Source organism: Catonella sp. (assembly GCF_052169795.1).
Taxonomy (GTDB): domain Bacteria; phylum Bacillota; class Clostridia; order Lachnospirales; family Lachnospiraceae; genus Catonella.
The window spans coordinates 1-16,186 of the sequence record NZ_JBQNBU010000049.1; the positions used below are offsets into that span (position 1 = coordinate 1).

General features: G+C 36.3%; 18 protein-coding genes. 2 read left to right on the forward strand and 16 right to left on the reverse strand.

Going from position 1 to position 16,186, the window contains the following annotated elements; all coding sequences use genetic code 11:
• The 11 genes from ACTTKP_RS08115 to ACTTKP_RS08165 all read right to left on the reverse strand — a co-directional run.
• Nucleotides 1–115 (reverse strand): HPr family phosphocarrier protein (locus tag ACTTKP_RS08115; RefSeq protein WP_442553414.1); only part of this gene is annotated, 115 nt, incomplete at its 3' end.
• Between the two features lie 14 nt (nucleotides 116–129).
• Nucleotides 130–1,752: a phosphoenolpyruvate--protein phosphotransferase gene (gene ptsP, locus ACTTKP_RS08120; protein WP_442553398.1), complete on the reverse strand. Its 1,623-nt coding sequence runs from the start codon at nucleotides 1,750–1,752 to the stop codon at nucleotides 130–132.
• 13 nt (nucleotides 1,753–1,765) lie between these two features.
• Nucleotides 1,766–2,236: a PTS sugar transporter subunit IIA gene (locus ACTTKP_RS08125; protein WP_442553399.1), complete on the reverse strand. Its 471-nt coding sequence runs from the start codon at nucleotides 2,234–2,236 to the stop codon at nucleotides 1,766–1,768.
• A gap of 17 nt (nucleotides 2,237–2,253) precedes the next feature.
• Complete coding sequence (locus tag ACTTKP_RS08130) at nucleotides 2,254–3,090, reverse strand: PRD domain-containing protein (protein ID WP_442553400.1); 837 nt, start codon at nucleotides 3,088–3,090, stop codon at nucleotides 2,254–2,256.
• 170 nt (nucleotides 3,091–3,260) lie between these two features.
• Nucleotides 3,261–3,680, reverse strand: coding sequence for a DUF1284 domain-containing protein (locus tag ACTTKP_RS08135; protein ID WP_442553401.1), 420 nt, complete (start codon nucleotides 3,678–3,680; stop codon nucleotides 3,261–3,263).
• Entirely contained in the window at nucleotides 3,681–4,739 is a 1,059-nt protein-coding gene (locus ACTTKP_RS08140; RefSeq protein ID WP_442553402.1) for a Fic family protein, read from the reverse strand.
• A 166-nt stretch (nucleotides 4,740–4,905) separates the two neighbouring features.
• Nucleotides 4,906–5,481, reverse strand: coding sequence for a histidine phosphatase family protein (locus ACTTKP_RS08145; protein ID WP_442553403.1), 576 nt, complete (start codon nucleotides 5,479–5,481; stop codon nucleotides 4,906–4,908).
• A 12-nt stretch (nucleotides 5,482–5,493) separates the two neighbouring features.
• Nucleotides 5,494–6,771 carry an ATP-binding protein gene (locus tag ACTTKP_RS08150; RefSeq protein WP_442553404.1) on the reverse strand — a complete coding sequence of 426 codons (1,278 nt, stop codon included), beginning with the start codon at nucleotides 6,769–6,771 and terminating at the stop codon, nucleotides 5,494–5,496.
• 481 nt (nucleotides 6,772–7,252) lie between these two features.
• Nucleotides 7,253–8,659 (reverse strand): NAD(P)(+) transhydrogenase (Re/Si-specific) subunit beta, encoded by a 1,407-nt coding sequence (locus ACTTKP_RS08155; RefSeq protein ID WP_442553405.1) that lies wholly within the window; start codon nucleotides 8,657–8,659, stop codon nucleotides 7,253–7,255.
• Nucleotides 8,660–8,682: 23 nt separating this feature from the next.
• Entirely contained in the window at nucleotides 8,683–8,958 is a 276-nt protein-coding gene (locus ACTTKP_RS08160) for an NAD(P) transhydrogenase subunit alpha (RefSeq protein WP_023353959.1), read from the reverse strand.
• Between the two features lie 18 nt (nucleotides 8,959–8,976).
• On the reverse strand, nucleotides 8,977–10,098 hold the full coding sequence (locus ACTTKP_RS08165) for an NAD(P) transhydrogenase subunit alpha (protein WP_442553406.1): 1,122 nt from the start codon (nucleotides 10,096–10,098) through the stop codon (nucleotides 8,977–8,979).
• A gap of 332 nt (nucleotides 10,099–10,430) precedes the next feature.
• Between ACTTKP_RS08165 and ACTTKP_RS08170 the strand changes: the two genes are divergently transcribed.
• Nucleotides 10,431–10,751 carry a hypothetical protein gene (locus tag ACTTKP_RS08170; protein ID WP_442553407.1) on the forward strand — a complete coding sequence of 107 codons (321 nt, stop codon included), beginning with the start codon at nucleotides 10,431–10,433 and terminating at the stop codon, nucleotides 10,749–10,751.
• Nucleotides 10,748–11,299: a GNAT family N-acetyltransferase gene (locus ACTTKP_RS08175; RefSeq protein ID WP_442553408.1), complete on the forward strand. Its 552-nt coding sequence runs from the start codon at nucleotides 10,748–10,750 to the stop codon at nucleotides 11,297–11,299. The genes ACTTKP_RS08170 and ACTTKP_RS08175 overlap by 4 nt, the downstream gene beginning before the upstream one ends.
• Nucleotides 11,300–11,340: 41 nt before the next feature.
• Here the strand turns inward: ACTTKP_RS08175 and ACTTKP_RS08180 are convergent, their stop codons facing one another.
• The 5 genes from ACTTKP_RS08180 to rsmA form a co-directional block, all read right to left on the reverse strand.
• Nucleotides 11,341–13,461 carry a methyl-accepting chemotaxis protein gene (locus tag ACTTKP_RS08180; protein ID WP_442553409.1) on the reverse strand — a complete coding sequence of 707 codons (2,121 nt, stop codon included), beginning with the start codon at nucleotides 13,459–13,461 and terminating at the stop codon, nucleotides 11,341–11,343.
• 233 nt (nucleotides 13,462–13,694) lie between these two features.
• Nucleotides 13,695–14,027: an Ig-like domain-containing protein gene (locus ACTTKP_RS08185; protein ID WP_442553410.1), complete on the reverse strand. Its 333-nt coding sequence runs from the start codon at nucleotides 14,025–14,027 to the stop codon at nucleotides 13,695–13,697.
• Nucleotides 14,011–14,835, reverse strand: a complete 825-nt coding sequence (locus ACTTKP_RS08190; protein ID WP_442553411.1) for a TatD family hydrolase — start codon at nucleotides 14,833–14,835, stop codon at nucleotides 14,011–14,013. Before ACTTKP_RS08190 ends, ACTTKP_RS08185 begins: the two co-directional genes overlap by 17 nt.
• An 18-nt stretch (nucleotides 14,836–14,853) precedes the next feature.
• Entirely contained in the window at nucleotides 14,854–15,324 is a 471-nt protein-coding gene (locus ACTTKP_RS08195; protein ID WP_442553412.1) for a rhodanese-like domain-containing protein, read from the reverse strand.
• A partial coding sequence (rsmA, locus tag ACTTKP_RS08200) for a 16S rRNA (adenine(1518)-N(6)/adenine(1519)-N(6))-dimethyltransferase RsmA (protein ID WP_442553413.1) occupies nucleotides 15,324–16,186 on the reverse strand: 863 nt, incomplete at its 5' end. The genes rsmA and ACTTKP_RS08195, both read right to left, overlap by 1 nt.

The following is a 16,186-nucleotide window of genomic DNA, read 5'->3' on the forward strand; positions in this document are numbered from 1 at the left end:
CTTCATTCAGAATTTTAATATTGCTTTTAAAGGATGCTGCCTGTTTTACTAAAAGTCCGGCCGGTCTGGCGTGTATCCCCGCCTCAGCCTTAACGGTATAAGTAATAGATTGCATACTCTCCTCCTTTCTTATATATTTCTTACGGCTTTTCTAAGCGAAAGCACCTTTGAAGGAGATACTGACAATTCATCAATCCCCATATCCACAAAGGTCTCGGTAAGTTCCAAGTCGCCTGCAAGTTCGCCACAAATTCCTACCCATATACCATTTTTATGAGCATTATCACAGGTCATTTTTATAAGAGAGAGAATAGCCTTATGATGAGGTTTATAAAATCCTCCGAGTTTCTCATTCTGCCTGTCTACTGCCAGTGTATATTGTGTAAGGTCATTTGTGCCGATACTGAAAAAATCCACTTCCTTTGCAAGTTCATCACTAATAAGTGCTGAGGCAGGAGTTTCTATCATAATACCAAGTTCGGGGCTCCCAACTTCCTTACCTTCTAAGATAAGCTCTTCCCTGACTTTACCTGCTATTTCCTTTATCCTTCTTACCTCATCCACAGAAGTTATCATTGGAAACATAATTCCTGCATTCCCAAAGGCTGATGCCCTATACAGTGCTCTAAGCTGAGTCTTAAACAATCCTTCATTATTTAGGCAAATTCTGATAGCCCTATAACCAAGTGCAGGGTTTTCTTCTTCCACCAAGCCAAGGTAGTCCACCTTTTTATCCGCTCCGATATCAAGTGTTCTTATGATTACCTTCTTGCCTGCCATCCTGACTATGGCTTCCTTATAACTTTCAAACTGTTCCGCCTCACCAGGAGCCTGATCTCTTCCAAGATACAAAAATTCACTTCTGAAAAGTCCTATTCCACCGGCATCATTCTCTATAACTGCATCTACATCTTTTTCGCTGCCGATATTTGCAAAAATATTAATCTTTCTTCCATCCTTAGTTACATTTTCTAACCCTTTCAATGTATTAAGTTCTGCCCTTGCAGAATCTAACTCAGCTTCAAGTTTTCTGGCATTTTCTATAATTTCATCAACAGGCTCTACATAAAACTTACCTGCTGCTGCATCTGCAATCGCAAATTTACCATTGAATTTTGATAGATCTTCTAAATTAAAGTCTACATTAACAAGTGCCGGTATATTCATACTTCTAGCAAGGATAGCCGTATGAGAATTAGAAGAACCTTTCTTTGTAACAAATGCCAACACTTTAGATTTGTCTAAGTTAATTGTTTCTCCCGGAGTAAGATCCTCTGCCAAAATAATAACCGGCTCACTGCTTTCAAGCGATACCTCCGCCTTCCCAGTTAGCTTTCTGATTACTCTTTTAGAAACATCAATTACATCCACAGACCTTGCCTTCATGTATTCATCATCCATATCTGCAAAGGTTTTTGAAAATAACTCACCTGTGGCAAATACAGCATACTCAGCATTTACTCCTTCATCCTTTATAAGACCTTCTATATTTTCAATATAATCTAAATCTTCAAGCATCATCTTATGAATGTCAAAAATCAGTGCATTTTCCTCTCCAACCTTATCTATTGCATCATTATAGAGATTTTCTAACTCTTTCTTTGCAAGATTTAGAGCGTCATTAAGCCTTTTTAACTCCTTATCAGTATCTTCTACCGACTTTTTCTCAGGCTCACTCTCCTCTTTTGCAAATACTGCTATATTGCCAAGTGCAACTCCCGAAGATACACTATTCCCCCTAAATTCTTCCATTATGTCCTCCTGATTATATCTGAATCTTCATGATTTCATCACCTTGTTCTACATCCCCAGGTGCTGAATAAGTTATATTTTTGAAATCATCAGGATTACATACTATTATAGGTGTTTCCAAGGTATAACCCTTAGCTTTGATACCTTCAAAGTCTGCCACAATCAAAAGATCTCCTGCCTTTACATGCTTTCCATCTTCTACCTTTACCTCAAAGCCTTCTCCCTTAAGATTGACAGTATCCATTCCTATATGTATAAGTAAGTCCACGCCCTCTTTAGTTGTAATACCTACTGCATGTCCGGTTATGAAAACAGTGGTAATTTTTCCGTCAACAGGTGAATATATTTCATTTCCCTCAGGTATAATTGCTACACCTTTTCCAACCATTTCCTCACTAAAAGTCATATCCGGCACATCTTTAATACTGATAAGCCTTCCTTTCACAGGTGATACTATTTTTACCTCTTTTTTCTTAAAAAACATAATTTTCCTCCACATATTTAATCAAATAAATCTTTAACCCTTTTTATCTGAATTGTAAAATAAAGTTTCTCTTCTTCCGTAAAACAACATTTATACTCGTTTTTAACATAAGTATTTATTTTTTCTGTCAGTTCCCACTCATTAGGGTAATTCTCTTTTATAAAACTATAGAGTTTTTCATCACACTTATCCTTAATCGGTTGTGCCATTACAAGACGACAACTAAGCATTTTCAAACTGGTTGCAAAACTATCCTTCTCCATTCCTTCTTCTTTTAAGCCGGTTATCTTTTTAGAAATTATGTCCAGCATATCACCTGTCATTTTAGTTATAACCCAAGTATCACGAACTTTAATACCAAATTCTGCATTTACAAAATGAATAGCTATAGCTGCTGCCTCTTCTTTAGGAAGTTCATAACCAAGTCTTTTATAAATTAATTCCACAGCCTGCGTACCAACTACATATTCTTTTGGGAAAAACCTTCTCACCTCATTTTCCATAGGTATCTGAAAAAGCTGTCCCTCTTCTTTTCTCCTTATCGCAAAGCTAATGTGATCAGTAAGCGTAAGATAAATATTAGGATGGAGCTCTGTATCCAGTTTTTCTTTTGCAAATGAAATTATCTCATTTGACACCTGTAAATATTCGGGTGGAATACTTACTAATAAATCCTTAAACTGCTTTAATGCCGCCTCATCTTCTATGGTAAAAATCTTATCTATTTCTGTATCTGATAAAATATCACCCTTTTTTCTGCCAAACGCAATCCCTCTCCCCATAACAACAACTTCTTTGCCGTCATCATCCCTTGAGCTTACAACATTATTATTGATAATCCCTTCTATAATCAATGTACTTCTCCCAATATAAAACACCGTCTGCCTGTTTTTGTTGAATAAAAATTCTAAGTAAATTTCCTATTCAATAAAAAAAGCCAAACTTTACAGAATATTAACCTGTCTGTAAAATTTGGTTTTGCCCTTATCGGTAACAATCCGTCAAAATTTATAAAATTATTATACTATAGTATTGTTACATTGTCAATATTGTTATACATATCACCTGTAATAACTTGACATAGCTCATTCCACTGGCAGTCTCCACATATTTCCTCCCTCTTCCCTGCAAGTAAAATATTGTCATACACTGCCTTTTTAAAATCTAAATACGGCAGAACCATCCCATCAGACAGTCCACACCTCTTTAGAACCTCCCTATCATACACCCCCACCTTATCTGCACTTTTACATACTCCACAAGCATTGTGCGGACATTTTGAACAAAGTTCATCCGTACCGACAGAAAGATATACAAGCGGATTTTCCTCAAGTATCGGTATCATCTCCTTCATATGAGCTGTAAATTCTTCGCTGTAGCCTTTACCTTTAAAAAATGCTATGCACATCCCATGGTGGGGACGGATTTTGTATTTGTATTCCATTCATTTATCTATCCTAACATAAAATGTATTTCTTCCAGAACCCTGCCTGCAAACAAGTCCTTCTTCAGTTAATTTCTTTAATGATGCAAGCACTGAAGACCTTCCAATATTCGGACAATGTCTAATTACTTCCGCACTTGTGAATTTACCGAGCTTTTCTTCTATATATTTTTTAACAATATCATAAGCTAAACTACCCACACCTGTCTCGTTTAATATTCCGGTTCTTTCCTCAAACTCCTTATAACAGGCTAATATAACTTGTAGCATATATCGTACAAAAGGAGTTGAATCATTTCTCCCTTCATGCCAGTTATAATCTGATTCCTCAAGTACAGAATAATATCTGTCTTTTGTCTTTTCTATCTGCTTCTCTACACTTATATACTTTCCAACTTCATATCCATTTTTATACAAAAGCAATAATGTAAGCAATCTACTCATTCTGCCGTTTCCATCATTAAATGGATGAATACACAAAAAATCGCAAATGAATGATGGTATCACAATTAGAGCATCTATTTCCTCACTTGCCAGAGCTTGTTCGTAAGCGATACATATATTATCTATCGCTTCCGGAGTTTCGTGCGGAGATACCGGAGTAAACCTTGTGCTAACACTTCCATCCGGCTGAGTTTCATTTATATAATTTTGTACATTCTTAAATCTTCCTCCATAGGAAACTCCTGATTTTTTAAGCAACTCCTTATGAAGCTGAAGTATATATGAAGAACGAATCGATATATACTCGTAGCTTTCATGAATTGTATTTAATACATCCCGATATCCCATAATTTCATCTTCATTACGGTTGCGTGGTGTAGTTTTATCCTTAAAGAGCTGTTTCATTCTTGTACTTGTGGTAACTATTCCTTCAATTTTATTTGAAAACTCTGTACTTTGTATCTTTGCAATTTCCACAAGTCTTTCCAGTTCTACCGGCTTTTGTCTTACAAACAACTCCTGCCTACCTTTACATTCATGTATTTTTGCGATAAGATTCATTATATCAGTATCCCAAGTCTTTTTTGCAAGCTTTCTATAATTAAAATCTCTCATGTTATCTCCTTTCGTCCAAATTCATAGTCTTTAGTCCAATTATAACAGTTTTTGGACTATACTGCAATTATATCGGACGAATATAGTCTACTTTTCAACTCATTAATAAACATCTCGCCCCAAGACACAACACATATTTCTATTATTACTTTAGGCAAATTTATTATTACTTCTTAAACTCTTTTAATACATAACAATGTTCCACTTTTCCCACCAGCTTATCACCTTCAAAATCAAGCTCTATAACATAAGGCATCCAGTCTATAATTCTTAAAAAATCATCACAGCCAAAACTCTTATCAAAAAAATTAAGTATTGTACTAAGTGCGGTTCCATGTGTACCAACTACAACTTCCTTATCTATATTATCTCTTAAAATCTCAGTCAAGGCTCTCATGTTTCGCTTCTGCACCATAGCAATAGATTCTCCGCCTTCTTCGTGATAATTATGGTCATCCCAGCGTTTTTGAAACATTCCATGATTGTTACCGTTTACTCCTTTTTCACGCTCTCTTAAATCTTCATCTGTTATTATGTCCTTACCAAAAAAATCGGCAGAATCAGCAATGGTATCCATACTTCTTTTATACGGACTGGAATAAAATGCGTCTATATGTTTATCTTTTAAAAACTCAAATACGATGGCTGAGTCTTTTTTCCCCTCTCCCGTAAGCGGTCTTGTTCTGTCATCTTCCCAAGCATGTTCAGGCTGTGCATGGCGCACAAAATAAATTTTTGTCATGATATACCTCCCTTATGGTTTAAGTGCAGTAATAGGAACAACATACACCCCGTCTTCTCTTCTATATGCCATATTTGACATTCCACAAATTACACAAAGTATCTTAGGTGGATTATCTCCCTCTTTCTCCATTATTTCCTTTAATTTTAGCAACTCTTTTGCCGCCGAATCTATCTGGTTTGCTACCAGTTTTATTTCAAAGGCTCCCCAGGTTCCATCTGAAAATTCTACAATAGCATCGGCTTCATTTCCTCTTTCATCCCTGAAATGAAATAGCTTTGCATCATTATACTCAGCATATATTTTTAAGTCGTGTTCACAAAGACTTTCAAAAATAAATCCAAATGTATTTAAATCATTCAAAAGTCTCGTCTGTGTAACTCCTAACGCAGCTACTGCTAAAGATGGATCTGTAAAGTGCCTCTTGGGAGATTTTAAGACTCTTCTGGAAGACCTTATATTAGCATTATATGCCGGTTGGTCATCTAAAATAAACAACCTGCTAAATATATCTAAATACTCAGAAACTGTCTCCCTCGCAATTTCTATTTTATCCTTTGCCCCCATATCCTTTATTAGTGTACTATTGCTTACAAGTGTACTTTCATTTCTTCCAAGGGAATATAGCAGCGACCACACTTTGCGAGAATCCCTTTTTATCCCGTCAACACTATACATATCATCATCAACAACGGCTTTCAAGTACTCTTTAGCAAGATTTCCACAAACCTTTGCAGATGTTTTTAGATTCCCCGGCCATCCGCCTCTTACAGTATAATAAACAAGCTGCTCTAATGAAATATCCCCTGTTATCCTAGGCTCAATTTCCTCGGCAAACAAATCTTTTAATGATATATCTCCCGATGAGTCTCCTGTTTCATATAATGACATACTATTCATTCTAACTCTTCCAATTCGTGCAGTACCGCTGTGCATAATTCCTTTGTGGTTTGGAGTAGCCGAACCTGTAAGAATATATTTCCCTTTTTTACCATCTTTGTCCACTGCAAATCTTACCGCATCCCATATAGGTGGAACTTCCTGCCACTCGTCTATGAGCCTTGGCAGTTGACCGTTTAGTACCAAATCAGGACTGAGTTTTGCCATTGTTCTTGTTTGAAAATTTTTTTCAGGATCACTAATAAATGCCGCACTTTCAGCCCTACTTTGTGCTGTCCAAGTCTTACCACAGTATTTAGGTCCTTCTATACAGACTGCACCGAAAGTTTCCATATATTCATCAAATAACTTCTCAATAAGTCTCGATTTATACCCTTCAGGTACAAGCATTATTTGCCACCTCCTTATTATTTGATTATATCCATATTTTATGCACTTTGTCAACTGTATCCGACACTTTTCAGAACTTTCATCCGACATTTTTCAGAGTTTTTATCCGACACTTTTCGGAGTTTTTATCCGGCAATTTTCAGAACTTTCATCATATAATTTTTGCAAACTTTACCAGCTATTTAATATATTACATTTTTTCGTTGTAAAAAATGTGCCGTTTTACATTTATTCATTGTAATAAATGTGTTATTCTACATTTTTTCATTGCATTTTTTGCTTAAATCACATACTGAAACCAGTATCAAAACCATAAAACTTTTGAAATGCCCCCTTACAATACAATCTATCAGATAAATTTCCTATCACACAAAAAAAGACTGCCTCTCTCTTTCTACAAGATAAAAGGCAGTCTTTCTATATGTCATAATATCAATATAGTCTAATCTTCTAAATCTCAAGATTTCTTAAACTTCACTTCTTAATCATCAAACTCACTTACTATTGCAGATACGGTCTGCTTTGCATCACCGTAAATCATAACTGTATTCTCAAGGGTGAAGAGTGGGTTCTCTATACCGGAGAAACCTGTTCCCTTACCACGCTTAAGTACAAATACTGTTCTTGCAAGGTGGGCATTGATGATAGGCATTCCGTAGATAGGACTTGTAGTATCATCAAGGGCAGCAGGGTTTACTACATCGTTTGCACCTATAACTATGGCTACATCCGTCATAGGCATCTGTGGGTTCATTTCATCCGCTGTTTTAAGTTTCTCATAAGGAATATCAGCCTCTGCAAGAAGTACGTTCATATGTCCCGGCATTCTTCCCGCAACAGGGTGGATAGCAAAGTTTACTTCCGCACCATTATTTTCAAGCTTCTCTGTAAGCTCCTTAACAGCATGTTGAGCCTGTGCAACTGCCATACCGTAACCCGGTATAAATACTACATTCTTAGCTGCTTCAAGAATCATATAAGCATCTTCTGTAGAAATAGCTTTTGCCTCTCTGCCGTCACCCTTAGAGCCGCTTCCACTTCCACCGCCAAAGCTGCCAAAAAGAAGACTGTAAAAGCTTCTGTTCATTGCCTTACACATTATAAGAGTAAGAATAAGTCCTGATGTACCTACAAGACAACCGGATACTACAAGAACCGTATTATTTATAGCAAAGCCGGCAAATGCCGCTGCAAGTCCTGAAAGAGCATTCAGGAAAGAAATAATAACCGGCATATCTCCACCGCCGATGCACACTACAAGAGTGATACCTGCGATAAGATATGTAGCTGTAACTAAAACTATACCATAGAAACCAAGCTGTGCATCCAAAAAGGCGTACATTATTATTCCAACAATACCGGCAATTACCAGAATTCCATTTAATAAATTCTTGGCAGGTATAACAACCTGTTTCTTAAATAACTTGCCCGAAAGCTTACCCCAAGCAACAAGCGAACCTGTAAAGGCAACTGCACCGATAGCAATTGTAAGTCCAAGGGTGATGTCTGTAAATGCATCTGTCTTCGCCCCATCTGTTGACATATACTGAGCAATAGCCACAAGTAAAGAAGAAAGACCGCCAAAGCCGTTAAAGAGAGCTACAAGCTCAGGCATACCTGTCATTTCAACCTTCTTTGACCAGATAGCACCAATAATTCCACCAACTAATATTGCCAAAACTATATAAAAATATCCGTTTTTTAGAATATCATTATTCCAAGAACCAAGTACATCCTTTTCACACATTACGGTTACAGTTGCAATAAGCATACCTACCGCTGACATAAAGTTTCCTTTTCTTGCTGTTTCTGCCTTACCAAGAAGCTTGATACCTCTGATAAAGAAGATGCAGGCTATCATATATGAAACCATTATTATGCTGTTCATTTAATCCTCCTTACTCTGCCTCATTATTTCTTTTTCTTAAACATACCAAGCATTCTGTCTGTTACCATGTAACCGCCGATTACATTAATAGTAGCAAATACAATGGCAAGGAAACCAAGAGCTGTACCTACAGGTCCCTCTATATTGAGGGCTGTAACCGTTATCGCACCAACTATAGTTATACCTGAAATTGCGTTAGTTCCCGACATAAGCGGTGTATGAAGCTGTGAAGGTACTTTTGCAATAAGCTCAACTCCAAGAAAGCCTGCAATTACAAATACGAATATAAGCATTATCATAATCTGTATTTCCTTTCTTTATATGAATCTCTCGTGAATTATTTTTCCGTTCTGAGTCAAGAGACAACCCTTCATTATCTCATCTTCCAGATTAACTACAAGCTCATTTTTCTCTTTGTCATGAAAATGAGTTAAAAATGCACTTATATTACCTGAAAGCATAAGAGAAGCATCAAAAGCCACCTGTCTTTCAAGCATGTCACCTGACATAATGGTTACTCCATTTTCGGTAACTACATTTTCAAAAAGCTTAGAACCTTCTACATTACCACCTGTTGAAACAGCCATATCCACTACGATAGAGCCCGGCTGCATACGGTCAAGCACATCCTTCTTTATAAGCACAGGTGCCTTTCTTCCAAATACCTTAGCTGTGGTAATAACCACATTTGCCTTCTCACACACCTTAGCCTGTGCTTCCTGCTGTTTGGCTATCTGTTCAGGAGTAAGCTCCTTTGCATATCCCTGCTCAGTCTGTCCCATTTCACCAAGGTCAATCTTTACAAAGTTCGCTCCCAGAGACCTTACCTGCTCCTCAACCACAGGTCTTGTATCAAAGGCATCTACCCTTGCACCGAGACGCTTTGCCGTAGCTATAGCCTGAAGTCCTGCAACTCCTACACCTATAATAAATACCTTGGCAGGAGAAATAGTACCTGCCGGTGTCATCATCATAGGGAAAATCTTAGGAAGCTTGGCAGCTGCATTAAGTACTGCCACATAGCCCGCAAGAGAAGCCTGTGAGGACTGTACATCCATCTTCTGGGCAAGGGTGGTTCTTGGTATCATTTCAAGGGAAACTGCCTGAATACCATCACTCGCGAACTTATTTAATAGTTCCTTTTCATTAAATGGATCTAAGTAGCTTAAATGCAGGGTATCCTTCTTTAATCCCTCTGTACCCTTAGGCTTTAAAATACGCACAACTATCTCGCTGTCAGCATATCCTACCTCATTACTTGCTACAATCTCAGCTCCTGCTTCTTTGTAGGCCTCGTCAGAAAAACCTGATTTAAGCCCTGCACCACTGACAACCTTAAAGGAGAATCCCATTCCGATAAGCTTCTTAATGTCCGCAGGTACCATAGCTACTCTGGTTTCCAGAGCATCAGATTCTTTACAAATCAATACCTTCTTCATATATAATGTCCTTTCTAAAATATTATGATTAATGCCGATAGTATATAATAAGAAGAGTATGCATTTCAACTTTTTTAGTTCACTAAATAATATTTCGTAGTAATCTACTAAATTATAGTTAGTCATAACTAATTTTTTATTCAATTATATTAGGATACAAGTGTCAAAAGTATATAATTTCTGCCAAGCTTACTTGCAAGAGAATTTATTATCTCCCATCACCCTCATCATTATAAAAATTGGGAGCTATTTATAAAAGTTTTGGTTTTATTCTACAGCCTTTTAGTGTATAATATCTTTTGTATCATTATATTGAGGTTAGGAGGTATTATATGTTCCTTAAATTTAACTGCCTGTCCGAAGGAAATACTGAATCAACTGAGATTTGCTCATTCCATGGAATAAGATTTAATAAAATAGGGTTTGCTGTACTTTCAACAGAACATGTGAGGCATGATTATCTTTTACCTATGGATATTTCTGCCTATGACCACTTCTTAAAATTATTAGAAAAATCCATTGCAGGTGGTTCTGCAATTGTTGAAATTACAGGAGGTAATGTCTATAGAGTTGTCAAAGGCAGTTTCCTTAATGTTAAAGAAGCTAAAACTGCTAATTTCAGCCTCAGGGTATCTGACCCTAAGAAATCATGAATTCCGAGCTGGAAAGCAGCAGACTTATTCTACGCACATTAGATGAAAGCTATGCTCCTGCTGTCTGTAATTTTTATAATAAAAATTATGATAGGCTTTCAATTTGGGAACCCAATCTTTCTAAACATTTTCTTTCAATACCTGCAATGGAAAAATTTATGAAAGCTGAGTTCAAAAATATGCTTTTAGAAACAAGCATAAGATATTGGTTTTTTCTAAAAACTTCCCCTGATAACCTGATAGGTTCTGTTAATTTTCAAAGCATCAAAAAAGGGGTATTTAAATCTTGCCAGATAGGATATAAAATAGACTGTAATTTTTCAGGAAAGGGGCTTACTACTGAAGCCGCCAAATGTGCTATTTTACATTTATTTACCGATGAAAAACTACACAGAATTGAGGCTCTTATCGCAACCGATAACTTAGTTTCTATAAAAGTTATTGAAAATTTGGGATTTTCAAAAGAAGGTATTAAAAGAGAATGTGTGAACATAAACGGAAGCTGGAAGGACTGTTTTCAGTATTCTTTATTAAATGGTGAATTATAAAAAATGAAGTATGTGCTTTGCACATACTTCATTTTTTATTCTTATAAAGTAAATTTAGATACTTCACTCTGAAGATCCATCGCAATATTAGCAAGATTTTCACTAGCCTGTGAAATATCCGAAATAGACTGAACCTGAGTATCCACATTGGCTGCTGCCTCTTCTGTAGTAGCCGCATTTTCTTCAGCTATAACTGAAAGGTTTTCAACAATCTTAATCACATTACTGTTTTCTGCTTCAATAATTTTAGAAGATTCATTAATTTCATTTACAATTACCTTAGAGTTTTCTACAGCTTTTGAAATCTCCTCGAACTTATCACTGGTTTCAGTAACTTTTTCACTCTGCTCAGTAACCATTTTGTTAGAATCTTCCATCATACTGACTGCTGACTCAGCCTTAATCTTAAGTTCATCAATAACAGCCCTGATTTCATTTGTAAAGCCCGCACTCTGTTCTGCAAGTTTTCTAATTTCATCAGCAACTACTGCAAAGCCCTTACCTGCCTCTCCTGCTCTGGCTGCTTCGATAGCCGCATTAAGCGCAAGGAGGTTAGTCTGATCTGAGATAGACTGAATCATCTCAGAAGCACTGGAAATCTTTTCTGTCGCCTGGCTTGTCTCATCTATGACATGACTGACCTTCGTTGATATTTCCCTATTTTCATCTGATATTTTAATAAGCTCTTTAAGAGTAGCATTACCTTCATTCTTACACTTATCAATTATCTCAGTTGCATCAGAGAGTTCATGCAAAGTATCAATCATTTTGCCAAGAAGCCCATTTGATTTTTCAACTGAACCTGCAGCACTCTGTGTATCCTGCGCCTGACTTGTAGCACCATCAGCTATATTTGTAACTGCTATTGATACTTCATTTGCCATTTCAGAAGTCGCCTGAGCAGTTGCTGTAAGTTCTTCTGCCGTAGCTGCAGTATTCTGTGCATGTGAATTAATATTCGATACAATCTCAGTAAGGTTATTAACCATAAGCCTTATCGAGCGTACCATTCCTCCTATTTCATCAGCATTACCTCTATACTTTGTAAGTATTTCTCTTTCTGCAGAAGTATCAAGATTATAATTAGCAATCTTTCCAATAGCCTTTTCTATGACTGCTATTGGAGTTGAAATATAACTTTTGATAAGGAAGAATATTGCAATTCCAATACCTACTATGGTCAGCACATTTAAGAATATATTTAAGTATGTGCCTGAAACTGCATCCTGTGTGAAAAGTGACATTGAAACTATGCTTCCAAATACCCAGTTTGTATCTGTACCTTCAATACTGACAGGAACAAAGATGAACTGTGATTCTTTTCCGGTTGTTATAGATTTTTGAACACCTAAAACCTCAGTACCGGTTTTAATAGTTTCAATATTTTTCTTTAAAAACTCATTGTTTGAAATAGCATCCTGCAATATCATATCCTTCTTAGTCGAATGAGCTGCTATAATGCCTGAATCTGAAAACAGTGTAGTGAAGTTATTTTCACTATTGCCTTCTTCAGTAGCTAATTCATCAGATATGCTGCCTAAATTAATATCAGTATTTATTGTACCTATTATTTTACCATTATACTTTATTGGCATTGAATATGTCGAAGTAATTTTATCCCTAAGCATATATGGACTAAATACTTTGATTTTGCCGCCACTTATAACTTTGTTATACCATTCACTTCCAAAATGAACATCTTCATTGTGAAGCTCATTATCGGTAGCATAAGCTGCCAAAGCACCGCTTTTATTTGATTCCGTAATATATTTTGAGTCTTTTCCGTCAAAAGCATTAGGCTCAAAAAATACACCTACTGCACAAAGAAAATTACTTTCAGAAAGTGTTTTCATAAGTGCATCAGTAATTACTTTCCTATTTCTGTTTTTCTTTTTATTATTCTTCATTTCAGACTGTATTACAGCATCAATGCCTAATGCAGCCTGATAAGCTGATACAAACTGCTTTTCTACCTTCCGTGCCAGCTTCCTGGTGCCTTCGAGTTCTATATTTCTTTTATCAGTTATACTGGTATTGTAGCTATGCACACTATCATAAATAGTTTTTGCACCCAGAACTACAAGAAGTAATACTGCGATAATAAGACTCAGTTTTATACCAACACTTTTAATACCTTTTGAAGCTGCCTGATTTTGTTTCATCTAATTCATCCTCCCAATATTTTTCCTTATAATAAATATGAGCTAATAAAACGGCACACTTATCACTTTAGGTTAACTTCATTCTACTATCGGCTTTATTATTTTTCAAGCAAACTTTATCAAGTAATATATTTTCGTCATAAACCTAATTTTATCTGAATTAATTATAACATTTTTATAACTTACCAACAAAAGAATGGTTTAGGCAGAGAACAACCTTAGCTTTTATCTAACTACAACTTAAACTGTACCTCAATCTCTTCCTTTAATTTCTTCTGACCTTTAGATGCAACCTTTTTAGTGATATGAAGTGAATAGACTTCATCCTTCGCATAAGGCTCAAGCGGTTCTATCTGCACTTCATTCCTTGAGGAATCATAGCTTATATCAACTTTAAGCATCCCTGATGCTGAAGTTACATACATTGTATTGCTATTTACCGTCCTCGGATCTAATGGAGTATTAAACCTTACTCTCCATACAAAATTACCCGTCTTAAATTTAAGCGATTGTCTAACCGCCATGTCAAGCCCTGATGTGGATTCAATATCAACATAATTTGACATAAGCATTTTCCTCCAATTCGTATAATTTTACGGCATTATTAAATGTTGTTTCTATAACTTCTTCTTTTGAAACATCTAAAAGTCCGGCAATTTCTTCCACTACATAATTTATATTACCTGAATCGTTCCTGCTTCCCCTGTGTGGTACCGGAGCAAGATAAGGCGAATCTGTTTCAAGTACAATATGCTTAAGTCCAAGCCTCTTCACTGTTTCCTTAGTTTTTTTAGCATTTTTAAAAGTGACTACTCCACCTATTCCAATGTAAAATCCAAGTTTTACAAACCTCTCCGCCATCTCCGGCGAATAAGAATAACAATGTATTACACCTTTATTATATCCAAATTCCCTAAGCAAATTATATGTATCTTCAGCTGCATCTCTGCTGTGTATAACAAAAGGTTTATTTAACTCCTTTGCAAGTCCAAGCTGTTCTAAAAACCAATATTTCTGTCTCTGCTTCACTACATCATTTTTATCACCGGCCTCTCGCTCAAAATAATCAAGTCCAATCTCACCAATCGCAACCACTTTAGGATTAAGTGCCAAGTCCCTAATTATTTCTATACCTTTCCCTTCCGGAAATTCTTCCAAACAGCTTATTACATCAGGGTGAACCCCTACTACAGCTAAAACCCTGTCAAATTCTTCTGCCAGCCTTACCGAATTTTTACTGGTTTCTATATCCGCACCTATATTAGTTATAAAAGAAATATCCGTATTCAGTAATCTGCTTATTAATTCACTTCTGTCTTCATTATACCACTCATCATCATAATGTGCATGAGTTTCAAATATTTTATGTTTCAAATCAGTCCCAACCTCTAATTAGTTATATTGTTTGCAAGGGCACTCACCTTGAACCGGCTTAAATTTAGCTCCCATTGAATTTTTATACGCCTCATAACCAAACTTTACATAGTTCAGATTTTTATAGCCCTCATCCTTGAGAAGATTAAAAGCCATTCCCGACCTATTTCCAAAATAACACATAAGATATATCTTATAGTTTTTATCCGCCTTCTTCTCTAAGTAACTTAACATTCTTGCACCGCCATCTATATAAGGCATGTTAATAGATTTGTCGATATGACCGGCTTCGTAATCTTTTTCATCTCTCAAGTCTATCAATAATGTATGTTCATCATTTATTGCCTCATTTAACTCATCCACTCCAAGAATAATATTATAACTCGGCTTAGGTTCAACCAAAAGTGCCACCGTCACTGTAATCGACGACAAGGTTGCTATGAGCAAAAATAAAAATATTCTCTTAATAATTTTCTTATCTTCGTACATTAAACATTTCCTTTACTAATTCTATTTTTTGAAAATACATCACTAAGGCAGGCGAATTCTTTAAGTGTCAGTGTCTCTCCTCTGATTAAAGGATTTTGTTTCATACCAAGGAGTTCCTGCATTTTAAGTATTGCCTCTGTAATTTCTTCCTTTGTAAAATCAAGCTCTGCAGAGTTTGTAAGTCCGTTTTGCAAGGTTTTTCTTCGCTGTGCAAAAGAAGCCTTAATTAACTTAAACATAAGCTCCTCATCCATAACTTCTACTGGTGGCTTTTCATGGCACTTAAGATTGACTACCGCACTTCCCACATTTGGACGCGGCATAAAACAATTCTGCGGTACAAAGGCCGCTATGTATGGCACAGAATAATACTGAACCGCAAGTGAAAGCGCACCATAGTCCTTGTTTCCCGGAGCTGCCTGCATTCTTCTAGCCACTTCCTCCTGCATCATAAGTGTCATATCTGTAACAGGCACCCTTTTTTCAAGCAAGGTCATAATTATAGGTGTGGTTATATAATAGGGAAGATTGGAAACTACCTTGATAGGCTTTCCGTTATTTTTTTCCTCTACAAGTGCGGTTATGTCTACTTTTAAAATATCTTCATTGATAACTTCCACATTATCATACGCTGAGAGTGTATCTTTAAGTATTTTTATTAACTTCCTGTCTATCTCTACCGCTATGACCTGCCTTGCCGCCTCACACAGGTACTGGGTTACAGTACCTATGCCGGGACCGATTTCAAGCACAAGGTCATCCTTTCCTATGTCAGCCGCATCTACTATTTTTTCAAGTACATGGGTGTCTATAAGAAAGTTCTGACCAAATTTCTTCTGAAATGTAAAATCATACTTTTTAA

What these genes read in the sequence shown, in the direction of transcription:
- ptsP (WP_442553398.1), bottom strand. Translation starts at nt 1,752, where the DNA reads ATGGAAGAATTTAGGGGGAATAGTGTATCTTCGGGAGTTGCACTTGGC.
- ACTTKP_RS08125 (WP_442553399.1), bottom strand. Translation starts at nt 2,236, where the DNA reads ATGTTTTTTAAGAAAAAAGAGGTAAAAATAGTATCACCTGTGAAAGGA.
- ACTTKP_RS08135 (WP_442553401.1), bottom strand. Translation starts at nt 3,680, where the DNA reads ATGGAATACAAATACAAAATCCGTCCCCACCATGGGATGTGCATAGCA.
- ACTTKP_RS08140 (WP_442553402.1), bottom strand. Translation starts at nt 4,739, where the DNA reads ATGAGAGATTTTAATTATAGAAAGCTTGCAAAAAAGACTTGGGATACT.
- ACTTKP_RS08145 (WP_442553403.1), bottom strand. Translation starts at nt 5,481, where the DNA reads ATGACAAAAATTTATTTTGTGCGCCATGCACAGCCTGAACATGCTTGG.
- ACTTKP_RS08150 (WP_442553404.1), bottom strand. Translation starts at nt 6,771, where the DNA reads ATGCTTGTACCTGAAGGGTATAAATCGAGACTTATTGAGAAGTTATTT.
- ACTTKP_RS08155 (WP_442553405.1), bottom strand. Translation starts at nt 8,659, where the DNA reads ATGAACAGCATAATAATGGTTTCATATATGATAGCCTGCATCTTCTTT.
- ACTTKP_RS08160 (WP_023353959.1), bottom strand. Translation starts at nt 8,958, where the DNA reads ATGATAATGCTTATATTCGTATTTGTAATTGCAGGCTTTCTTGGAGTT.
- ACTTKP_RS08165 (WP_442553406.1), bottom strand. Translation starts at nt 10,098, where the DNA reads ATGAAGAAGGTATTGATTTGTAAAGAATCTGATGCTCTGGAAACCAGA.
- ACTTKP_RS08170 (WP_442553407.1), top strand. Translation starts at nt 10,431, where the DNA reads ATGTTCCTTAAATTTAACTGCCTGTCCGAAGGAAATACTGAATCAACT.
- ACTTKP_RS08175 (WP_442553408.1), top strand. Translation starts at nt 10,748, where the DNA reads ATGAATTCCGAGCTGGAAAGCAGCAGACTTATTCTACGCACATTAGAT.
- ACTTKP_RS08180 (WP_442553409.1), bottom strand. Translation starts at nt 13,461, where the DNA reads ATGAAACAAAATCAGGCAGCTTCAAAAGGTATTAAAAGTGTTGGTATA.
- ACTTKP_RS08185 (WP_442553410.1), bottom strand. Translation starts at nt 14,027, where the DNA reads ATGTCAAATTATGTTGATATTGAATCCACATCAGGGCTTGACATGGCG.
- ACTTKP_RS08195 (WP_442553412.1), bottom strand. Translation starts at nt 15,324, where the DNA reads ATGTACGAAGATAAGAAAATTATTAAGAGAATATTTTTATTTTTGCTC.